This window comes from Sphingobacteriaceae bacterium (assembly GCA_002319075.1).
GTDB lineage: Bacteria > Bacteroidota > Bacteroidia > B-17B0 > Aurantibacillaceae > Aurantibacillus.
This window is the reverse complement of sequence record NVQB01000001.1, coordinates 1951974-1971017: the sequence shown is the minus strand read 5'-3', so window position 1 is coordinate 1971017 and position 19044 is coordinate 1951974. Positions and strand designations below refer to the sequence as shown.

The window sequence follows — 19044 nt, the reverse complement described above, 5'->3', positions numbered from 1 at the left end:
GATTGAAAAACTATTCAGCCATAAAATTTTCTATACTGATTTTGTTATTTGTAACGGGATGTTTATTGAGTTTATTTTTTGGTGGAAGCGAATCAGTAAATGTTTCAGAAGTTACGGCGGATAATTTTATTTTCTGGCAGATCCGTTTTCCTAAAACAGTTACGGCTATAATAGCAGGTTGCACTTTATCGGTCTCTGGTTTAATTCTGCAAATTATTTTCAGAAATCCCCTGGCGGGTCCCTATGTTCTGGGAATAAGCTCTGGTGCTTCGCTGATGGTTGCTGTTAGTATTCTTGCGGGAAACGCCCTGCATGTGTTTTCTGACTTTTTCCTGGGAAAAAGCTTTATTGTTATCTCGGCGATAACGGGGAGTTTTCTGGTAACGGTGCTTATTTTAATAATTTCTAAAAAAGTAAATAGTAACATTGTCTTGCTTCTGATCGGACTCATGTTTTCGCAAATTTGTGGGGCTATTCAAACCGCTTTGGAATATTTTTCAGATCCTGGTAGTCTTAAAAGTTTTGTAGTCTGGGGAATGGGTTCGTTAGCAAATACAACAAACTCTGATCTGGGATTATTTTTGCCGGTAGCGTTTTTATGTTTGACAGCGCTGCTGTTTTTTATAAAACCTCTGAACGCTTTATTATTAGGGCAGAACTATGCTCATAACGTAGGAGTTAATTTTAACCAAAGCAGATTTTACCTGATCCTTATTTCCTCTGTTCTTACAGGCATTACTACAGCTTTCTGCGGACCGATTGCATTTGTGGGAATCGCTGTTCCTATTTTATCGCGCATGGTCTTTGGCAGTTCAAAACAACAACTGCATTTTGCAGCCTGCCTTCTTATAGGAAGTAGTATTCTTTTATTTTCGGATGCTCTTGCAAATTCAGTGGTCCGAAATATTTCTTTACCCCTGAATATGATTACCACTTTAATTGGTGCACCCCTGGTTATTTATTTAATGTTCAGAAACAAACACTGGTAGATGGATAGCATGCAACACTTGTCTTTAAATAATGTTAGCCTGGGATATAAGAAAGCCGGGAAGGACGTGGTCATTCTTAAAAACTTAAATCTTGAGTTTTGCCAGCAAGAATTTATTGGCATTGTCGGATTAAACGGGATAGGTAAATCTACACTTCTTAAAAGTATGTGTGGACTTTTGCCGGTTTTATCGGGGGAAATTTATTTAAATAAAAAAAACATAGAGCAAGTTTCTTTAACAGAATTAGCCCGTAAAATATCAATAGTGCTTACAGAGAAAGTAGGAGGCTTTAATCTGACGGCTTACGATGTTGTGGCGGCTGGGCAAATTCCGTACACCAATTCTTTTCACGAATTGAAATCAGAAAATCTTTCTGTTATTGATGCAGCCATAGAGTCCTGTGGTATCAAAGCGCATCAATTAAAACCGGTGAATGAATTAAGCGATGGACTTTTTCAAAAGACAATAATAGCTAAGTCTCTGGCTCAGCAAACGCCTTTTATGTTATTGGATGAGCCCAGCGCTTTCCTGGATTATGCATCGAAACACGATTTGTTCATACTTTTAAAAAAGTTGGTAGAAGAACACCAAAAGTGTATTCTCGTAAGCTCACATGATCTCGATTTACTCATCAAATATTGCAACAAATTATTGGTTATATCAGAAGATTCGGTAGAATTGATAAAGACCTCCGAAGCCAGAGAAAACAGGGCCTTCATGCAAATAGGCGGAGGGTTTTTATAAGAATAGGTTAAAACCCTTCTATTGATCGGAACACTGCAAGTTTTATTACCCTGCCTTTTTCAATAGTACTGAATTCTTTAAGCAGTTCAAAACGGTGGTCGTTCTTCATTTGCTCCCATGTGATGCGACCTTCTACGCTTGAGTACCAGTCGTCCCAGATAACCAATGTGTTTTTAGCAAAGAAATAGTCGGCGGGTACATTAGTAATCTCTTTATGATGGCGGTAATCGAAGGGGTCGATGTTTAAAGCTATGCTTAAAAAGGGATGTGAATAATAAAAGAAGTGAGTTTTGTAATCTGGAAATTCTTTTTGAATAAATGGAACCACTTCTTTAGCGATGAGTTCGTTCTCAGGAATCACAAAAAGGTTTCTGTTAAATACAACACCCTGGGGCCTGTTTGTGAACGGGTAAAGGACCACTAAAAATAATATGGTACCAAGAGCTATATATTTCAACCTTGTATTTTTTATTTTCTCAAGTAAAAAATCGAGTCCAAAAACGCAAAGCATGGCAATCAGAGGAAGCACGGATATTAAAACGCGGGGCAAACCCATAGAATTAAATATCCCTTTCCACCAAAAGATAGAATGGGCTATGAAAAAAATGATGAAACTTCCACCAATCACTAACATCTTAAAAAGCTCGGTAGCTGACGCGGTGTTTTTCAGGAACTTATAGAAGCTCACAAAAATTCCTACAAGAAGCAGTAAATAAATAGGTTTTTCTATGGTGTAATTTAAACGGTTTACGAAATCAAACATCTCGCCATGACCATAAGGACTAGTTTTGCTTAAATACGGAATTTCATTAAAGACCCAAAGAAAATCTTTATGGTAGATTGCACCGACAATGCTGTAAAGAGCTTGTCCACTCAACAAAAGTGGCAGTTGCCTGTACTTTTTAAGAAAGATAAAATAGAGTGCGAAAACACCAACAATTAAAAGTCCTTCCGACCGAACCAAGGGTAAAAACGAGATTAAGATCAATGCGGAGTTATGTTTTGATTTGCTCTCAAGGTAAATACCGAGACTAAGAATGAGTGCAAACAAATATTCTGTTAAACCTGAAAAAAGAAGTTTGAAATAAAGGGGCGAGAAAAATAAAAACACAAAAATAAGGTAAGTGTATTTTACCTTAAGATTTTTTAGGGTATAAAATGCTAATAAGGCGCTTGCCAAAGCGCATATAAAATTAAAGATCTGAATACCTGTAAAACCAAATTGTGAAGGCAGGGCGCTAAAAAGTACAAAAACAGGTTTTGCCCAGTGATTAAAAAAAATATCGGGATATTTAAAAGCGTAATGCGAATATAAATAATGATTTATTCCGTCACCCGAATCGCCTGTGGTAGTGGTTGTAAAGGCGATAATGCAAAGAATAGCGAAAATAAATGTGGCTATTAATAGTTCCGGATAACGGATTTTCATATTCTTTAGTTAATCAAAGTAAAAATAGTGTTTTGACTAGTATTTCTTTAGTTTATTTGCCGGCAAGGCTTAAATAACGCTCTGGGATAGAATTTCTTGTACGCAGGGGCTTATTCTTTTGGGCTAGGGCGACCAAACTTACAAACATTTCTCAAAAGCCCTTCTGGATATAGAATTAAACTCTATTTTTGTCGCCTTATAGCTAAAAAAATTATGGCTCTTAAAGTAAAAGTTTCACAGTTACCAAATGCAGGCAAAGGCCTCTTCACTGACAAACCCATTAAAAAAGGCGAGCAGGTTATTGAATACCTTGGTGAGATCATTGATTGGAAAGAATATGAAAAACGCGTAAAAGAAGACAAAGATGGATATCTGTTTTTTATTAGTAAAAAAAGATGTATCGATGCTTATTCTACGCCAGAGCACAAAGCGCGTTACGCAAATGATGCAGCGGGATTAAGCAAAACAAAAGGCTTAAAAAACAATGCAAATTACGAAGTGGTTAAAGACAGGTGTTTTATTGTTGCCAGTCGCGATATAGAAGCGGGCGAAGAAATTTTTGTGAGCTATACCAAAGAATACTGGGACTGCATTCGTTACAACATCAAACACGATTTGTACAAAACAAAAAAATTCTAACAGGGTTTAAAATCTTTTCGGCATGAGTAAATTCTTAATAGTCGGACTAGGTAATATTGGTGAGGAATACGCCGAAACGCGCCATAACATTGGTTTTAAGATTGCAGACGAGCTTGCTGCATCGGGTTCAGTAAAATTTTCGTCAGAGCGTTACGCAGATGTTGCCGAGTTAAAATATAAAGGTAAACAGCTAGTGATTATTAAGCCCAGTACTTACATGAACCTGAGTGGTAAAGCTGTGAATTATTGGATGCAATCTGAAAAAATTGAAGTTGACAATATCATGGTGCTTGTTGATGAGCTGGCCTTGCCTTTCGGAAAAATTCGTATTGGTCCTAAGGGAAGTGACGGCGGGCATAACGGACTCAAAAGTATCCAGGAAACTTTAAACACCACAAATTATCCGAGACTTCGTTTCGGTATTGCCAGCGAGTTTAACAAGGGCCAGCAGGTTAATTATGTTCTTGGCAAATGGAACGAAGAAGAATTAAAAACCCTTCAAGATAGAATAAAAATTTCAGCAGATGCCATGAAAGCTTTTGCCTTTATAGGACTTCAGCGCTGCATGAACGAGTTTAATAATAAATAACATAACATGTAACATGGCGCGTGGTAGATCGAAAAACAACCTGAGTTATTTTTTTCTAACGCTACATTTGCCGTCTTATTTTTCCTCCCGATAGTTATCGGGATTCCCTATCTTTAGCGTATGCTTTACGAACAAATAGTAGGTCAGCAGGAACCCAAGCACCGTTTACTAAAAATGGTGAAGGAAGAACGTGTTCCGCATGCTTTATTATTTTCTGGCAAAGAAGGCTGTGGCAATTTGCCCACTGCTATTGCTTTTGCACAGCACCTTTATTGTTTAGATAAAAAAGAAACAGGCGCTTGTGGTGTTTGTATTTCCTGTAACAAAGTTTCCAAATTAATTCATCCTGATTTGCATTTGGTTTTTCCTATTGCAAAAAGTAAGGATGTAAAAAGCAGCAACGATCTTATTAAAGAATTTCGAGAGGCTTTTCTTGCAAATCCCTATTTAACTTTAGACGGTTGGTTTAACGAGATAAGCGCCGAAAATAAACAACCACTCATTCCGGTTGAAGAAGCTAACGATATCTTAAAGAAATTAAGTTACACGAGTTACGAAGGCTCTTATAAAATGATGCTGATCTGGCAACCAGAGAAAATGAATGCTGAGTCGGCCAATAAACTTTTAAAAATTCTTGAGGAGCCACCAGAAAAAACAATTTTTGTTTTGATCTCCAATAATCCGGAACAACTGCTTGCAACTATTTTTTCGCGTGTGCAACAAATTCCTTTTTATTCAAATTCGGAAGATGAAATTGCCAATGCCCTGGTATCGCAATTTAAAATTAATCCAGAAGTAGCGAGGCAAACAGCAATTTTGTCCAATGGCAGTTATTCTGAGGCTTTACATCTTCTGACGCAAAACGAAGAAAGTGTTTCTTTCCTGAATAATTTTCAAACCTTTATGCGTCTTGCTTTAAAGTTTGACTGCGGAAAAGCTTTGACCTGGATAGATGATAATGCTTCCAGCGGACGGGAAAAGCAGAAACAATTTCTACAGTATAGTCTTGAAGTTTTTCGGGACAGTTTAATGTTTAATTATGGTGACAAAAACCTGGTGCGATTAAGCGGGCAGGAAAAACAATTTCTTGAAAAATTTGCACCCTTTGTAAATCAAAAAAATTACGAAAGATTGGTGGAAGAGTTTAACAGCAATTATTATTATATAGAGCGCAATGCCAATCCTAAAATTCTTTTTATGGATCTGATCCTGAAAACGAACGAGCTCATCAATATGAAATGATAAGCTTATTTCAAAAAAAAGAGTTGCCGGTTCGCGGCAACTCTCTGTTCTTTTTGGGCATAATTTTATTTCGTTATTACAATTTTCTCAGTAGATATTTTTGAACCCTCGGTGACTTTTAAAAAGTAGATACCATTGTCAAGTCTTGTCAGATCTACTCCATGGGTCTGAGTGTTAAGGGAAGCTTCTTCTTCGCTATAAACAAGCTTTCCAATCAGGCTGTAAACTTGTATAGTTGCTTTTGAAGTTAAGTTGGACAGAATATTTAAGTGACCATTACCTGGATTGGGATAAACGACAAATTGTTTTACATCAGCTTCAGTAGGTGTAATTCCTGTTGTAGTTCCAGGTTCAAGAGCAGTAACTCCGATCATCTCCGATGAACCATCGGTGGACTTATAGACAGCATAGGAGGAACAAGCGCTTGAAGTGTCTCCGCAAGTCACTGTCACAGATAAACAAATAGTATAGGTTCCGGCAGAAGCGTAAAGATGTGAAGTATATAAAGAATTACTAGTATTTCCATCTCCCCAATTCCATACAGCATTGGAAACATTGTAAGGAAACGTTGGAAAAACATTCCACCATTGTGGGGTTCCTGAAGGAGCGAATGTGAAGTTAGAGTTAGCTACGCAACTAGCACTACTAACGCTTACTTCTTGAGTTGTATAACTGGCGCAACTGCCTCCTCCTGAAACTTGTTGTTGGACATAATAATTACCGCTTTGTGCAGAGAACGTATGTGTTACTGTATCACCGGAAGCAGTTGGAGATCCGTCACCAAAATTCCAGTAGCAGATATGATTAGCTGGCGCTGTAGCGGTGCTTATAAATTGAAATGTTGGCCCGGAAGTGTTACTGAAGGTAAAACCCGGTACAACATTGCAGGTAGCGTTTGTTACTGTGACAACTGCAGTTTTTGTAGAAACACAGGTCGGGCTGTAATTATTGTCTGCTGTTAAACTTATGGTAAATGTACCGTTGTAAGGATACTGGTAATAATAGCTGTTTGCTAAAGGACTGCCATCGCCATAATTTATCCAGTAAGTAGTTGCCTGAGTAGTTCCTGTAGAAGTGTTTGTCAGCATCACAGTTCCGAAGTTTAACAAACTACTGGTAAAATCTGCATTAAGAGAGCAGCCGGTGTTTGTAGACGTATTTACAACTACGGTTTGTGTAACAGCACTGGTATTTGTGGGGGGTCCATTTTGTATACGAAGGGTTACAAGATAAATTCCGTTGGCCGCATAAGTGTGATTTATCGTGTCATAAGAAGTTTGAATTCCAGCATATCCCACAGGATCGCCGAAATTCCAGCTAAAAATAGTGATAGAAGATGTTCCGGCAGTTGTGGAGCTAAAGGTTACCTGACCCCCTGCATTTACTGTTTGGGTGAAGCTCGGACTAAGTATCTGGGCGTGAGAGGAGTTAGAGCTTGCCAATACAAAAATCAGGGCAAGTGCTTTAAGGGAGTTTGTAATTCTTTTCATGATTGGGATTTTAGAAGATTTATAATTGTATTCACTAGTATAAACACTTCTAAAAATTAAAGGTTGGGTGCTAAAAAAATTATTTCGAAATAATAATTTTTTCTGTGCGGGCACTGGTACCTGAACTTAACCTTACAAAATAAATACCGTTAGTTAATTCGGGAAGCGCGATAATTTTAATCTCCGTATTCTCAGCTTCATCAGAGAAATAGACTAGCTCTCCAAGAAGGGAATAAACTGAAACAGTCAATTTATCTTTATTAAGCTCACTAAGATGTATGCTAAATTCTCCATTATTAGGATTTGGGTAAATGGTGAAAGCAAAAGCTTTTGTAGTTAATGCCGTAAGTCCATTTGTTTTTTCCGGGGCCTGAACATTAATATGCACTAACTGCGAACTTTCATCACTCGATTTATTGACGTAATAAGAATAACAATAAGACGAACTCGAACCGCAAGACACGGTTACCGAAAGACAAATAGAATAGTTGCCTGCCGCTGAATAGGTATGGGATGAATAGAGACCTGTGCTTGTACTTCCATCTCCCCAGCTCCATTCGGCCGCAGTCACATTCCAGGGATAACCAGGTACCGCATCCCAATACTGTGGCGTGTTGGTAGGTAAGAGTGTAAAATTAGAGTACGCAACGCAGGATATTCCGGTAACATTTATAGATTGGGTTAATGTGTCTTTACAAAACGATGAACTGTCCTGCAATATCAAAGTAACATTGTAAGTACCTGCATTATAAAAAGTATGAGTGGGATTGCTCAGAAAAGAATAAGTGCCATCACCAAAGTCCCATTGCTGATTTACAGGGATAGATGAAGAGAAGCTACTTGTATTACCAAAATTAACTACTCCATTTGTGGTAAGTGTATGTGTAAAGTTGGAGGAAAGGCTGCAAGCTGCTATAGACAAAGTCTGAACCAGTGTTGATGCGCAGGAAGAAGTATTTTTTGCAGTAAGATAAACCGAATAAATACCTGCTGCACTGTAGGTATGAATACTCGTACTTCCTGTGGCTGTGGCTCCCCCACCAAAATTCCAGGAAAAAGTGGTACTTGCTGATGTGCCTGTTGATGTGCTGGAAAATGAATAGGTGTTGTTAGAAAGGGCCACCATTGTAAACTGAGCATGTTCGCTGCACACGTATATTATTTTAGTAGCTGTGTCTGAACAAAAGGGGTTAGTACTCATAATATGCAATGATACCGTATAGTTGCCGCTCAGGTAGGTTTGCGGTGGAGGATTTGGGCCCGCGCTATAGGTTGTTCCATTTCCTAAGTTCCAGTAATAGATGGTGTTACTGGTTGTACCCGTGGATGTATTTGTAAAAGAATAGTTTCCTCCAAATCCAGAACTTGTAAAACTTGCAGCACATCCTGCGCTTATACTGCTTACAAGCAGCGTATGCGTAACGGTAACCGGGCCGCAACCGTTATTAGCGGTAAGCGTAACAGTATAAACACCATTAGCTGAGTAAGTAGTTGCGGGAGAATTTAAGGCGCTGCCTTGTCCGTTTCCAAAGTTCCACGAATAGCTCGTGCTCGATAGCGTATTGGTGCTTGTATTTATAAAATTAACCTGTCCGTTTGCGCCTTGCGAATAAGTAAAGCCAGGGGAAATAAAAGGGATAACGGAGAGGCTTACAAAGGCAGTGTCTACACAACCACTAGAGTTGGAGCCTACCACGTAAAAATTAACACTGGCCGTAACAGTTAGGGCCAGGTTATTTGTCATAGATCCCAGTGACCAGGTGTAGGATTGAGCTCCACTGGCTGTGATCGTAGTAGTTGCACCCAGACAGAGTGTTTGTGTATTAGCAGGTTGAATTGCAATAGACGGAATGGGATTGACGATTATAAAAGCTGTTGCAGTTATTAAGCACGCTCCGGCATATCCAGTTACAGTATAACCAGTGGATGTTGTAGGATAAACAACATAACTAGATGTGGATGGACCATTTGTCCACGTGTAATTACTGGCGCCCGCGGCAGTTAAGGTTGCCGATTGTCCCGGACAAACAAATGAGTGCGTGGACAAGATATTTATAAAACCAGGTGTTGACACCGAAATGGATGTGACAGCACTGGATGAGCAGCCAAATGCAGAAGTACCAAAGACAGTGTAGCTGGCAGACGACAAAGGAGTAATTGTATAAAGAGGAGAGGGGGGGCCTCCTGCCCATGTATATGAGCTTGCTCCCGAAGCGGTAAGTGTTAAAGTTGTGCCTGCACAGATAGTATTATTACTGGCAGTAATTGTAAGATTAGGTGGAAGTGCAACGCTAACCGTTGTAACTGCCGTAGCATTGCAATTTGCACTATCGCCAACCAGCGTATAGGTTGTGGCAACGGTTGGACTAATGGCGATAGAAGTGGACACAATGTTGCCGGGAAACCAGGTATAAGTGGTGGCGCCGCTTGCTTGCAGGGTCGTGGAAAGACCCGAACAAAGGACCGCAGGGCCCGAAATTTGTACCGTTGGAGAACAATACACAATAGCTACTGTAAAAGCAGAGGCAATAAGCGTTGATGCATTCATCGCCATGCAGACGTAGGTATAAGACCCACAACATGCATAAGAGACATTTACCAGCGTTCCGTTTCCAATTGTAGTTATAGTGGGAGTGCAGGGTCCAACTACTATCCACGAATAACTTGTGGCGCCGGCAACCGTGTTGGTGATCACCGCGCTTACAGTCGCAGACCCATTACTAAAACATTGCGTGGGTGAATTCACTGCGAAAGAGGGCGATTGAGCAGAAACTTTGTTTGAAAATAAAAAGAACAAAGTAAGTAAAACAAAATTTATTCTATGGGATATGGATACTTTCATAGTCTGCTAAACATTAATTTTTATATGCAACGCAGACTACAACTTCCGCATCATTTACTACAATAGATTTAGTGCCGTTATACAGCCTGCATTTAAACTTCGCATTTATTTTTCTTGTCGGTTCTCCTTTTTCATTTTTCTCGCCTTCTGTGGCGGAAAGTATTTCGAAGAAGCTATCATTCGGTTGCAAAGCGCTATTTGAGCTGTAAACCAAGCCATCGGCTGCTTTCCAATGAATTGTTATTTTTGAAAAAGGCAAAACAGCACCTATTTGCTGAATGTTTGATACATAATAATTGGCCGGGAAGGAAGACTTATCAGTGAATGTTTTCGCATTGTAATTCATGTTTAAGGTGTCGCCCACTGCATCAATCACTCTTAATGTAACGGCAGAAGATCCACGATAAGTGTAAGTGTGGGAAATACTACTTTGCTGGTAAGTCGAACCGTCTGCAAGCCTCCAGAAATAGCTGTACGGAGCCGTTCCACCGCTCGCATTAGCGTTAAATTTAACCACATTGCCGGATGGAGAGCTGGAGGAAATCATAGCTTTGAAGTTTTTCTTGTTAACAGTGATTTTGTTGCAAATGGTATTTACATAACCTTTATTAGCTGTTGTTTTAAGACAAACTGAATACTCTCCTTCTTTAGCGTAAACATGGTTTGGATTCGGTTCTGAGGAAAAATTGCCATCGCCAAAATCCCACGAATAAGTGGTGGTGCTGTCTGACTGGGAAGTGAATTTTACCGAATAAGAAACAGTAGGATTTTCGTTAAAATAGGGATAGCGAGCCGGATGTAACGAAGAATCTATTTTAGGGAAATCGGAACTTGTCTTATAATCGTTTATTTGAATTTTAAGACTGTTTGTGCAATCTGAACAATCTATTTTTTTAAGATCAGCCACATAATTATAAAGTGAAAAAGAATCTACCTCGTAGGAAGAATACATGTAATACCCGTCAACACCAGCTTCCAAAACAACCGGAGTATTGTCTATAACCAACTTTGAATAATAAACTGCAGTGTTTATTACTTCAATAGGTTTTGGATATTCTTTTTTGTTACAGGAAAAACCTATACCAAAAAGTAATAGAACTATTAAAAATTTAAGCGCCTTCATTTTTTATTTTTTTAAAAAATTATATACCAGGGTAAGTTTCAAACCTGTATTTCTTTCTATCACCTTCGAATTAAAAAAAGTATTGTCTTTAATATCTGTTAAACCATAATAAAATTCCATGTTAACTGCAAAGTTTGGATGTAATGCTCTTTTGTAAAAAACAGAGATCTGTGTATCGTATGGCTTGAATCCTTTTGTATACCCTTTTTCTTTGGATGTACTCACATCGTATTTGGTAGCCATTTTTTCACTGTAGGTTTCTACGGTACTTTCTGTAGTAACAAGATAAGCTATATTGCAACCAATGCCCAGGGCGTTTTTTGGATTTACGCTGTATTCAAAACGCAAAGGCATAATAAGGTAATGCAATTTTGTCGGGGTATATACACTCACCTGGCTTTCCTCGCCAAGAGCCAGACGGATAACTCTTGAGGTATAATTACTGTAGCTAAGTTTGCTAACCGAAGTATATTGCAAACCGACAGTCAGTGCCATTTTAGATTTAAAATTAGTGAAATAGTTTATTCCGAAAACGGGATCAAATCCATTGGCATCGCGTCCGTCAGGGTTTTTCCAACCAAGCATATAATTAGCGCCGGCTTCTGTTGAAAACAGAACAAGTCGTTCTTTTGTTTTTCCAATTTCACCATCGGCATTATCGCCTGGCACTGCACTTATGCTGCTTGCTTGAGCAGTTTTTGTTGTATCAGGTATGTTGGAACTGTTTGGAGCAAAAGTAGATTGTTCTTCGTCTTTAGCTGGAGAGCTACTCGCTGTTGGTTCAGGTGATGAACTAGTTTCAGCGACCTGCTCTTTTTTATCTTGCGAAAGGCCGGGGTCTTCTGACTTAACAGCATCGCTCGCAAATGTATCATCCGATGGTTTTTTTGAGTCCGACGTCTCGTCTGGCGTAATATCTGTGGCAGCTGTTTTTTCGCCGCTGGCAATCGCAGGTTTTTGTTCGGGGAGAGAACTTGTTTTCTCATCTGCCAGAGGAGTAGTTTTTGCAGTACCTGTTGCCATAGGAAGCTCAGCTTCTGCAGGTGCTGAGGTTTTCTTTTTGGTACCTCTTGCATTTAGCAGAGTAGGATTCGCTTTTTTCTTAGTCGGACGAATTGTAGCAGCGATAGCCTGATCCTCTGAACCTTTTATTTCTGGATTTATCTGAGACTTTACAGTTTGATCTTTTAGCTTTTCAGCAGGTTTTATTTCAGAACTCAAGATCTGGTTTTTTACCGGAGCAAGGTTAGTTTTTGCTTCAGGTGTTTTTGAAGCCGGGTGGCTTACCTCCGCACGAGCCCTTTGTTTCGTGCTTAGTTCCGGAATTTCAGTAACACTATTTTTTTGCTGTGGAATTAAATGGGTTTTTGTATCAGCTAATGACTGATCAGCAGCTGAGATATTGGAAAGTAGATAAACGCCTGTTCCTAACAATACTACAAGCCCTAAAATAAAAAATGGCATAACTCTTCTTCTCTTTGCTTTAGAAGCATCGATGAGGTCGCGGGCATCCTTCCAATTCGCTTCATCGAAAGGAAATTCTTTCGCCCCAAGCAAATCCTCCAGGTTCTTTTTAAATCTCTCTTCGTTAGTCATGTTCTATTAATTTTACAACATCCACTTCAGTTAACATCAGCTTCAATTTTTCTCGTGCTGAATTCAGGTGCCATTTTGATGTGCCTTCGCTGATGTTCAACATGTCGCCAATCTCTTTATGTTTGTAACCGTCGATATAGTACAAGTTAAATACCTGCTGACTAGCCGGAGGTAATTTTGAAATAAAAACATAAATCTGCTCCACGTCTATTTTGGTTATAGCATGGTTTATTTCAGAATAATTGTCGGATTCGTGATACCCTTCAATGTATTCGATATTGCCCGTGTGCACCTTTTCCTTTTTATATTCATTTATCAAAGTATTAATCATTACTTTTCTTATCCACGGTTTAAAAGGTACTTCTGAGTTGTATTTTGATAAATTGGTTAAAATCTTAAGAAATCCAATATTCAACACTTCTTTCGCCCGGTCCGCATTTCGAGTATACCTTACACAGATACTCATCAGGTAACTATAGGTAGCTTTATAAAGGTCGTATTCCGCTTTACGCTCTCCTTTAATACAAGCTTCTATCAGTTTTTGCTGAATGTCCATTAAATAGCCAGGTCTTATCTTTACCAGTACAACTAATAAACTGCAATGGTTGGGTTTGAAGTTAAAACTTTCAGGACATGCCAATTTCATGACATTCCTTGCCCAAATTTACTAAAATAATGACTTTGGTAGATTGACCTGCTACCTATTACCCTTTACAAGGCGACTAAAAAGATGGTTGGGTAAGAAGTAAAATTTATGACTTTGAGATGTTTAGTTTCCCCGAACTTAAATTTCCCCTAAAATGAGTTTTCTTAGCAAACTCATAGCCGCGGCGGCTGTCATTACTATATTTCTTTGGCGGTTATCTCCGAACTGAAATTTATAGGTTAGCGTTTTTTCTTTATTTGCTACGGCCACCCAAACGGTTCCAACTGGTTTTTCAGCCGTGCCACCGGTCGGACCAGCAATACCGGAAATAGAAACCGCGTAATCACTTCCAAACTTTTTCATGAGGTTTTGCGCTAATTGTTCTACAACTTCTTTGCTCACAGAGCCAACAGTGGTAAACAAGGCATTATCCACCTGCAAAAGTTCATGTTTTGAAAGATTTGTGTAGGGTACTATTGCCCCTTTAAAAATTTCAGAAGCTCCCGGAATAGCGGTAAATAAGGAGGAAATATAACCCCCGGTGCAACTTTCCGCCAGCGACAATGTTTGTTTACGCGCACGCAAAAGCTCACTTATTAAAAGTTCAAGAGTCGGCGGCTCTTCCCCGTAATTTTCATACCCAAAAATATATTTGCCAATGAGCGGTTCTAATTTTGCTACTTCGGCATCAACCGTGTTCCGGAGTTTTTCCATACTATCGCCGTAAGAAGATAAACGTAATCTTACCGAGCCCGGCTGTGGAAGGTAAGCCAGTTTTATATTTTTTGCAGCCAGCGCATCTTCCCAGCTTTCCACAATCTCGGCAATGGTGCTTTCTCCAATACCCTGTGTTAAAACGGTTTTATGATAGATTTGTGATAAAGTATTTTCACTGATAATTTTTGGAAGAATAATATCGCTCATCATGCCTTTCATCTCATAAGGAACTCCCGGCATACTGATAAAAACGGTAGTGTTTTTTTTCATCCACATACCCGGCGCAGTGCCATTGGTATTTTTAATAACAGTACACCCCTTTGGCAAAAAGGCTTGTTTCCTGTTAATTTCATTTAATTCGCGGCCACGTTTTGTGAAGTAATTATCAAGGTTGGCCAATACTTCTTCATCTAAAACAAGCTCCGCATTAAAATAATCGGCGAAGATCTTTTTGGTAATGTCGTCTTTTGTCGGACCTAAACCTCCTGTTATAAAAACAAAATCAGCACGTTCTGCCGCGTCATTAAACGCTTTAATAATAGCCTGCTCTTCATCGGCAACACTAGCCATGTGCACTACTCTTATACCTGCAAGGTTTAATTGTTGAGCAATCCAAACACTATTGGTATTGGTAATCTGACCTATTAAAATTTCGTCTCCTATAGTAAGTATTTCCGCTTTCATAATATTAATTTATTCTTTGTGTTAACCTTTCTCTGAAAAAAGGGCGAGTCAAATTTCACATTTTTTAAAGGGATAAAATTAGCGATTAGTTTATCTTTGAAAACAGCTTTTACAGATTATTTATGAATAGATACATAAACATCTAAAGTTCCAATCTTATTAAACACAATTTAAATTATGAAAAAGATCCTTCTCACACTTTTAAGCCTGGGTGTACTTTTTGGCACAGCGCAAGTAAAATTAAAAACGCTTAAAAACAACATTTCCGAAAAAACAAAAACCGCTAAAGGAGGCCTTAGTAATGAAGAAGTGGTAAAGGGTTTAAAAGAAGCTTTAACCGTAGGAACAAATAATTCTTCTTCTACGGCAAGTAAATTGGATGGTTTTTATAAAAATCCGCGTTTGTTTATTCCGTGGCCTCCCGAGGCTGCTGAAATGAAAGCGCGTTTATTAAAAATGGGGTTTACCAAACAGATTGAAGAGTTTGAAACAAGTCTTAATCGTGCGGCAGAAGAGGCTGCTTTAAAAGCAGCTCCGGTTTTTGTGGACGCTGTTACCAATATGAGCGTTCAGGATGGTTTTGCTATTTTGCAGGGTGCTGATACAGCGGCCACCAATTATTTGCGTAAAACAACCTACACCCCCTTAAAAACCAATTTTCTCCCTGTTGTAAAAGAAGCAATTGAAAAAGTAAATGTTACAAGTTACTGGAATCCTTTGGTAACAGCATATAATAAAATTCCGATGGTTAAAAAACAAAATCCCGACCTGAATGATTATGTTACCAATAAAGCTATTAACGGCTTAATGATACTCATAGCTGACGAAGAAATAAAAATCCGTAAAGACCCTGCAGCCCGTGTAACAGATCTTCTTAAGAAGGTTTTTGGTAATAAAGGCTAAACTCAGCTCTATTTTCTTTCAAGGTCTCTAACAAGTGATAAAAAATCCTTGTTAGAGACTTTATTATTTTCTACAAGAAATAAACCGTAATCATCTAAACGTTTTAATGTAAACTTTTCTGTTCCGGAAAGACGTTTGTCAAAATCAAATTTGGCGGAGAGAAAAATAAATTTCTCAAAAACTTTATCTTTATTTCCTTCACGCACCCAATAGCGTCGTTCTGCCGCGGTTTCTTCGGTGGAGGGAAAATCTTTCATAATTACAGCACCTCCGTAGTTCATGTAAGTGCAGAGCCAGAAAGTGTTCGAGATAAGGAAGTGTTCCGTTTTGTTTTCCTTACATTTTTTTTTAAAAAAGTTGAGCGATTCAAAAACAGAATTTATAGACATGAGGTGAACGCCATTCCATTTTTCGACGTGTTTTGTGTGACAATCTAATGCGCGGTCGAAATCAAAAAACTTGTAAGCCGAGAATCCTAAACTTACCACTATTATGGAGAGTGCGATGATTCTTGAGCGCAAATGAATCATAAGCGATGCAAAAGCTATGAACAAAGGAATTCCCAGGAAAATACGACTGTAAGAATAAAAGGGCCAAACAACACCATCTTTAGTTTTGGCTGAAAAGAAGGACAATAGGATTACAACCAAAAAGCAAAGCAAGGCGTAAAAAGCTCTTTTATTTTCTTTAAATAACGCAATTGCTATGAGGAGTAAAACGCACAAAACGGATATTGCTTTTTCTTCCACGAAAAAATTTACATGGGCAAAGTGACGGTCGAGATGCTTTAGAATATCCCAGAAAAAGGCAGTTGTGAAATTGTAATGTAAATCCAGTACAACATATTCGGGGTGGATTTTATAAAAATAATCGAAAATAAAATAGAGGGGAATGAACCACAATAAGGCCGCTAAGCTTACTACGTAATACTTCGAATTTTTGTAATTCATTAAAAAGAAATAAAACAGGAGTGGAATGCTTACCAAAACGGAATTAGGATTTACAAAATAACCCGTGAGCGCTAATGTAGAGTTTATAAATAGCCATTTTAAATTCTGCGGATTTAAAATACTGATGACGAAAAAACTGCTAAAAAAAAGTCCGGATACAAAACCGCGCGGAATACCACTCATAATATCGTAGCCGAGGGGCAGACAAAGTAAAACAGCAAGCACAAGTAAAGCATTCTCTTTTCTTTGATGAAAAAATAAATAAAAGGCTGTAAAAAGAAATGGAAAGAGCGATAGAAAATGCGTCGCAATTGGCAAAGCATAATATACCGGAACCTTAAGCCAATAAAGTGGTACAGCAAACAATGCTTCTAAAAAGGTATTGTAATCTTGTCCGTAAAACCTGGGTTCGTAAAATTTACCTTCTGAATAATCCTTCACTCCGGCCCACATAAAGGGTTGGTCGGAGTCTATGCAGGGAAGGTTGACTTTAAAAAAGATTAAAACACGCGTCAGTAGAATCACTAAAATTAAAAGCACAAACGCCGCGTTAAGTACGAAATCCTTTTTTAAAGAAAGTAATTTATCTTCGTTTCCGCCGCCTGTTTGCATGATTAAGCCCATTTTTCAAGCGGACCACCTTTTGAAAATAAGTGTTCAATTCTTTTTTGTGTTTCGGAATTTACTTTTAACTCGGGCGCATGATGCGGTTTTTTCCGCGCATCTATGATCATAGGTCCGCTGCAGCCCCAATGTTTGTTTTCAGTAATTTCTCCCACTCCGTAAATGTCGTGACTGGGATTACTTCTTGTATAAGTGATCCAGAGATAGTCGTTTAAATTTCCGGTGGAAGGATTAAAAGTAAATTGATCGTAAATAATAATTTGCACAATACCTTCCAGTTCCTGTATTTTGGTTTCAAGCTCCTTCGCCAGATTTTTAATTTCTTCTCGGGCATGCTTGTAATCTGTAAACCTTGTTAATTCTAATGCTACAACACCTTCCATTAACATTACTGCATTTGAAATTAAAGCCGAGGAAGTAAAAGCAGAAGGTAATTCTTTTTTCAACTCTCTCAGTTTGTCTCCAAAAGCCGCTACAACGAGCTTACTTCCTTCGTTAATTTCATCACCGCTGTAATCCAGCGTATCTATGGTAGTTTTTGTGTAAAAATGTAAATCTCTTTTTAAATCAATGCGTTCGAAAATATACCTGAAAAATTCGCGGATGTCATGGCAGTTTAAGTCTTTGCTTTCATCAGCACTGATAAATAAATATTTGGCAAGACTCAATTGTCCGGTTCCTAAAATTCGGTTCGCCTGCGTTAATAGTTCGGCGGGACGTTTGTTTTTTAAATAAGGGGTGTAGCGCTCGCTTCCCACAGCTAATAATAAGGGGTGCACGCCGGCCGCGTCTACAGCGTGTACTTCCTTTACGCCCGGTATTTCGTTCGGAATAGCGCTTCCACTGATTTCATGTATCAATGCTCCAAACGCGGTGTCTTCTTGTGGAGGTCTTCCTACCACTGTAAATGGCCAGATCGCATTTTCTTTAGCATACACTTTATGCACACGCATTAAAGGAAATGGATGTTTTAAACTGTAGTAACCGAGATGATCTCCAAAAGGGCCTTCGGGCTTATTTTCATTAGGATATACTTCTCCTGTAATAACAAAATCTGCGTCGAGCGAAATACAATACCCGTCTTTGTAAGCATAACGAAAACGTTTGCCGCCTAAAGCTCCTGCAAAAGTTAACTCGCTTATTCCTTCCGGCAAAGGCATAACGGCAGCCAGGGTATGGGCCGGTGGACCGCCCACAAAAATACTCACCTTTAGCGGAATATTCTTTTTATTTGTTTTATTTTGGTGAACGCCAATACCCCGGTGAATCTGGTAATGCAGACCGATTTCTTTGTCAGTTATGTAGTCATTACCATTTAGCTGTATGCGATACATCCCGAGGTTGGAAGCCATTACGCCCGGTTTATCAATATCTTCGGTATAAACTTGTGGAAGGGTTACAAATGCCCCGCCGTCCATTGGCCAGTGTTTTATTAAAGGAAGATCTGAAATGTTTATTTCTTTAAATCCTGCTGACGAGAAAGACGCTTTCCTGGGAAGGGCTTTATACGCTGCCATTCCGGTAGAAACGTATTTTAAGGGTTTTTTTAATGCAGACATAGGATCGTTGCGCAGCTGAACCAATTCCTGCATAGTAGCAAGCGTGTTCCGGAACATAAATTTGCTGCGTTCTAAAGTGCCAAAAAGATTACTAACGGTTCTGTATTTGCTGCCTTTTACTTTCTCAAATAAAATGGCAGGCCCGCCATTTGCAAAAACTCTTAGATGAATGGCCGCCATATCCAGCGCTGGATCTACTTCTTCTTTAATACGCACGAGATAGCCTTGTTTTTCAAGGTCAGCAAGACAATCATTTAAATTTTGGTAGGTCATAAAAT

General features: G+C 38.8%; 15 protein-coding genes. 6 read left to right on the top strand and 9 right to left on the bottom strand.

Annotation, left to right across the window (positions count from 1 at the left end; all coding sequences use genetic code 11):
- Positions 1-2: 2 nt before the first annotated feature.
- Both CNR22_08695 and CNR22_08690 read left to right on the top strand, forming a co-directional pair.
- On the top strand, positions 3-989 hold the full coding sequence (locus tag CNR22_08695; GenBank protein PBQ31842.1) for an iron ABC transporter: 987 nt from the start codon (positions 3-5) through the stop codon (positions 987-989).
- A complete protein-coding gene (locus CNR22_08690; protein ID PBQ31841.1) occupies positions 990-1733 on the top strand; it encodes an ABC transporter ATP-binding protein in 744 nt (247 codons plus the stop codon).
- 7 nt (positions 1734-1740) lie between these two features.
- Here the strand turns inward: CNR22_08690 and CNR22_08685 are convergent, their stop codons facing one another.
- Complete coding sequence (locus tag CNR22_08685) at positions 1741-3162, bottom strand: hypothetical protein (GenBank protein ID PBQ31840.1); 1422 nt, start codon at positions 3160-3162, stop codon at positions 1741-1743.
- 213 nt (positions 3163-3375) lie between these two features.
- Here CNR22_08685 and CNR22_08680 point away from each other — a divergent pair, with 213 nt between their 5' ends.
- From CNR22_08680 to holB, 3 genes are all read left to right on the top strand, one after another.
- Positions 3376-3801: an SET domain-containing protein-lysine N-methyltransferase gene (locus CNR22_08680; protein PBQ31839.1), complete on the top strand. Its 426-nt coding sequence runs from the start codon at positions 3376-3378 to the stop codon at positions 3799-3801.
- Positions 3802-3823: 22 nt separating this feature from the next.
- Positions 3824-4390: an aminoacyl-tRNA hydrolase gene (locus tag CNR22_08675; protein PBQ31838.1), complete on the top strand. Its 567-nt coding sequence runs from the start codon at positions 3824-3826 to the stop codon at positions 4388-4390.
- 120 nt (positions 4391-4510) lie between these two features.
- Positions 4511-5632 (top strand): DNA polymerase III subunit delta', encoded by a 1122-nt coding sequence (gene holB / locus CNR22_08670; protein PBQ31837.1) that lies wholly within the window; start codon positions 4511-4513, stop codon positions 5630-5632.
- A 65-nt stretch (positions 5633-5697) separates the two neighbouring features.
- On the opposite strand, the gene CNR22_08665 is transcribed toward holB, so the two are convergent.
- The 6 genes from CNR22_08665 to CNR22_08640 all read right to left on the bottom strand — a co-directional run bounded on the left by CNR22_08665 (position 5698) and on the right by CNR22_08640 (position 14730).
- Positions 5698-7236, bottom strand: a complete 1539-nt coding sequence (locus CNR22_08665; protein PBQ31836.1) for a hypothetical protein — start codon at positions 7234-7236, stop codon at positions 5698-5700.
- Positions 7202-9964: a hypothetical protein gene (locus CNR22_08660; protein ID PBQ31835.1), complete on the bottom strand. Its 2763-nt coding sequence runs from the start codon at positions 9962-9964 to the stop codon at positions 7202-7204. Before CNR22_08660 ends, CNR22_08665 begins: the two co-directional genes overlap by 35 nt.
- A gap of 13 nt (positions 9965-9977) precedes the next feature.
- Complete coding sequence (locus CNR22_08655) at positions 9978-11087, bottom strand: hypothetical protein (protein PBQ31834.1); 1110 nt, start codon at positions 11085-11087, stop codon at positions 9978-9980.
- A 3-nt stretch (positions 11088-11090) separates the two neighbouring features.
- Entirely contained in the window at positions 11091-12683 is a 1593-nt protein-coding gene (locus CNR22_08650) for a hypothetical protein (GenBank protein ID PBQ31833.1), read from the bottom strand.
- The gene (locus CNR22_08645; GenBank protein ID PBQ31832.1) at positions 12676-13329 is read right to left on the bottom strand and encodes an RNA polymerase subunit sigma-70; all 654 of its coding nucleotides are present in this window, start codon (positions 13327-13329) and stop codon (positions 12676-12678) included. Before CNR22_08645 ends, CNR22_08650 begins: the two co-directional genes overlap by 8 nt.
- Positions 13330-13467: 138 nt before the next feature.
- Complete coding sequence (locus CNR22_08640; protein ID PBQ31831.1) at positions 13468-14730, bottom strand: competence/damage-inducible protein A; 1263 nt, start codon at positions 14728-14730, stop codon at positions 13468-13470.
- Positions 14731-14907: 177 nt separating this feature from the next.
- On the opposite strand from CNR22_08640, the gene CNR22_08635 reads away from it, so the two are divergent.
- Entirely contained in the window at positions 14908-15633 is a 726-nt protein-coding gene (locus CNR22_08635; protein ID PBQ31830.1) for a hypothetical protein, read from the top strand.
- An 8-nt stretch (positions 15634-15641) separates the two neighbouring features.
- Here CNR22_08635 and CNR22_08630 read toward each other — a convergent pair whose 3' ends face one another.
- Together CNR22_08630 and CNR22_08625 are read right to left on the bottom strand one after the other, a co-directional pair.
- Complete coding sequence (locus tag CNR22_08630) at positions 15642-17207, bottom strand: hypothetical protein (GenBank protein PBQ31829.1); 1566 nt, start codon at positions 17205-17207, stop codon at positions 15642-15644.
- Entirely contained in the window at positions 17198-19039 is a 1842-nt protein-coding gene (locus tag CNR22_08625; protein PBQ31828.1) for a 3-octaprenyl-4-hydroxybenzoate carboxy-lyase, read from the bottom strand. Before CNR22_08625 ends, CNR22_08630 begins: the two co-directional genes overlap by 10 nt.
- Between the last annotated feature and the right edge of the window lie 5 nt (positions 19040-19044).